Annotated in this window: 3 protein-coding genes; 1 reads left to right on the top strand and 2 read right to left on the bottom strand. The window is 65.8% G+C overall.

Going from position 1 to position 3024, the window contains the following annotated elements; all coding sequences use genetic code 11:
- A partial coding sequence (locus QOC89_RS13410) for a GNAT family N-acetyltransferase (protein WP_323045452.1) occupies window positions 1-2034 on the top strand: 2034 nt, incomplete at its 5' end.
- Between the two features lie 2 nt (window positions 2035-2036).
- Here the strand turns inward: QOC89_RS13410 and QOC89_RS13405 are convergent.
- Together QOC89_RS13405 and QOC89_RS13400 are read right to left on the bottom strand one after the other, a co-directional pair.
- Window positions 2037-2582, bottom strand: coding sequence for a hypothetical protein (locus QOC89_RS13405; protein WP_323045451.1), 546 nt, complete (start codon window positions 2580-2582; stop codon window positions 2037-2039).
- A gap of 77 nt (window positions 2583-2659) precedes the next feature.
- Window positions 2660-3024: IclR family transcriptional regulator domain-containing protein (locus QOC89_RS13400; protein WP_323045450.1), on the bottom strand; the 365-nt coding region annotated here is incomplete at its 5' end.

The following is a 3024-nucleotide window of genomic DNA, read 5'->3' as shown; positions in this document are numbered from 1 at the left end:
GGCGACGTGCTCGACTATCTGGCGAGCGATCCCGGCACGCGCGCAATCCTGCTGGAGTTGGATACGGTGCGCGCGGCGCGCAAGTTCATGTCGGCGGCACGCGCGGCGGCGCGTAACAAGCCGGTGCTGGCATTGCGCTCGGGCCGCGCCGATCCGGCCGACGCGCTGTACACCGCCGCATTTCGTCGCGCGGGCATGGTGCGGGTCGACTCGCTCGACGATCTGCTCGACGAAATCGAAACCCTCGGCGTCGGGCGGGTGGCGGCGGGCGCGACAGCGACGCTGATCACCAGTGACAGCGGCCTCGCGACGCTCGCCTGCGACGCCTTCGCCGCCGCCGGCGACACGCTCGCGCCATGGCCCGCGGAAGCGGACGCGGCGCTAAGCGAAGCGCTGCCGCACGCGATAGCCGGCAACCCGCTGAGACTCGGCGACGATGCTCGCCCCGAGCATTTCGGCACCGCGCTCAAGCTGCTCGCCGAACATCGCAGCAGCGGCACGGCGTTCGTCGTTCACGCGTCGACGCACGGCGCGCCGGTCGGCGAGGTCGCGCAGGCGTTGATCGCGAATCAGCGCTTCGCGTATCGCGGGCTGCTGGCGTGCTTTTTCGGCGGCGTGGATGCGGCGACGCGCGACGCGCTGCATGCACAAGGTATTCCGGTTCATCCAACGCCGCAGCGGCTTGCGCGCGCCTTTGCGCGGCTGGTCGACTATCGGATGGGGCGCGAGTTGTTGATGCAAACGCCAGAGGGCTTGCCGGCGCAAATTCCGGAAGCGATCGACGCCGCTCAGGCGCAAGCGCGCGCCGCCATCGCGGCAGGTGAGCGCCAACTAACCGGCGAAGCGGCGGCGCGGTTTCTTGAGCGTTTTGGACTGCGCGTTGAGCCGCAAGGTGATGAACGGCTGAAGGGATCAGTGACCCGAGGCCCGGCGCAGGGAGCGGCGGAAGGTTCAACGTTGAAGCCGGCGCAAGCAGCAACGCCTGAGCCGGCGCAAGCGCCATCGCCTGTGCCGACACAAGCAGTTACCTCAGAGCCGACGCGAGCAGCAACGCCAGAGCCGACACAAACGCCAACCCAACAACCCACGCAGCAAGCAGCAGCACGCCCAGCGCCGACCCCAGACAACTGCGCCGAACAAGCCGCCGCTGAACAATCGCGCAAACCCGTCGTCGACATCGCCGTCGAGCTCCACGACGACGACAACTTCGGCCCCGTCTTCCGCTTCACCGCGCCACCGGCGGACGGCCTCTCCGACCCGCTGCGCGTCTACGGCCTGCCGCCGCTCAATCCGATGCTGGCGCGCGACATCGTCGCGCGCTCGCGCTACGCGCGGCTGATCGCGCCGGAGCCGGCATTGGCCGCGTTGACGGCGTTGTCGCAAGCAGTCTGCGACGTCAAGGAACTCGTCGGCCTCACGCTGACGCTGCGTGTGTTCAGCGAGCATGTCGTCGTGGCCGAGCCGACGCTGAGCGTCGCGGCCACGCGCAGCCGGCTCGCCATCGTGCCCTATCCGCGCCGCTTCGAAGAGACGCTCGACTGGCAGGGCCTGCGCGTCACGATCCGGCCGATTCGCCCGGAAGACGAAGCCGCGCATCACGATTTCGTCGAAGCGATGACACCGGAAGATTTACGGCTGCGGTTTTTCGGCGCAGTCGGCAGCTTCGATCACTCGCAGCTCGCGCGCATGACGCAGATCGACTACGACCGCGAAATGGCGCTGATCGCAACCGTGACGAGCGAAGAGGGTTTTACGCGCACGCTTGGTGTGGTGCGCGCGGTGGCCGATCCGGACAACGAGACGGCGGAGTTCGCCGCTGCGGTGCGTTCCGACCAGAAAGGCCGGCACCTCGGGCGATTGCTGATGGACCGGATCATCAAGTACGCGCGGGCGCGCGGCATCCATTGGCTGGTCGGCGAGGCGTTGCGTGAGAACACGCCGATGATCGCGCTGGCCCGCTCATGCGGCTTCACCATCACGGCGACGGAAGATCCGGGCGTGGTCGGTTTCAGAATGGCGCTGGATGAAGCTTAAGCTCAAGCCGCCAGCTTCGTCGCCGCTTCATCAACCTGCGTGCGCGTCACCGACAACTCTTCCAGCAACGCTTCAGCATAAACGGCGCCGGTCTCGCGCTCCAGACGCGCGATGGTCGCGGCGCAACGGTTCGCGTCCTTCAACGTCGCGATGAACGGCTTCACCGATTCGCCCGCCTTGAAGGCATCGAACAACGGAATGCGGATGTCGTCCGGCAGCGGACGCGCGGTCCATTGATACGGCTTGCCGTTGAACGTGAACTGCGGCGGCAGCACGCGCTCTTTCTTCGCGGCCGGAATCAGGCCGAAAGTGCGCGCGGCGTCGCCGATCTGCTCGGCCGAAAACAGCTCGTCCGGGCTGATGTCGAATTGCTTGATGAAGGTCTCGATGCTTTGCATCGCCGCAGCGCGGTCGTCGCGGCGCTTTTGCGCATGAGCGACGATGTCGCGCAGTTCGTCGGCTTCTTCAGGCGTGATCGTGAAGCTCGACTGCTTCTGCTGGAGTTCGGAAAAACGCTGGAATTCGGAATCGGTCAGAAGTTTCGCCATTGCTTGATCGTTGAGCGCGCACGAGGGGATCCACGCGGCGTGATTTTTGAGAGGGTCGCCATTCTAAACCATCGGCGCTACGCGGCCGCTTCACGAAACATCGACAACGCCTGGACCGTCTCACGTAGCAATGCAGTCGCCGCCTCCAGCGTCGGCGCGACATATTCATCGATACGGCGCAAGTACGGGCAGGTGAGCACCGCGATCGCCTGACCGGACGGCCCCTGAATCGGAAACGTGACGTCGGTCACACCGAAAGTCTGCTGACTGTCTTTTTGCGAAAAACCCGCCGCTCGAATCCGCTCGCATGCCTGCTCGAGCGCATCGCGATCGATCGTGACTTCGCCTTTCACCTTGGTGTGCTCGGTCAGCATCTGTTCACGCTGCTCCACGCTTTGAAACGCGAGCATCACGCGGCCCGACCCGGTATCGATCAGGCCGA

The sequence above is a fragment of the Paraburkholderia sp. genome (genome assembly GCF_034668105.1).
Lineage (GTDB): Bacteria > Pseudomonadota > Gammaproteobacteria > Burkholderiales > Burkholderiaceae > Paraburkholderia.
Note: the sequence above shows the minus strand (reverse complement) of the source record. Positions and strands in the feature narration are given on the sequence as shown.

Bases quoted from the DNA above. Each gene is read 5' to 3' on its own strand.
- QOC89_RS13405 (WP_323045451.1), bottom strand. From the start codon at position 2,582: ATGGCGAAACTTCTGACCGATTCCGAATTCCAGCGTTTTTCCGAACTC.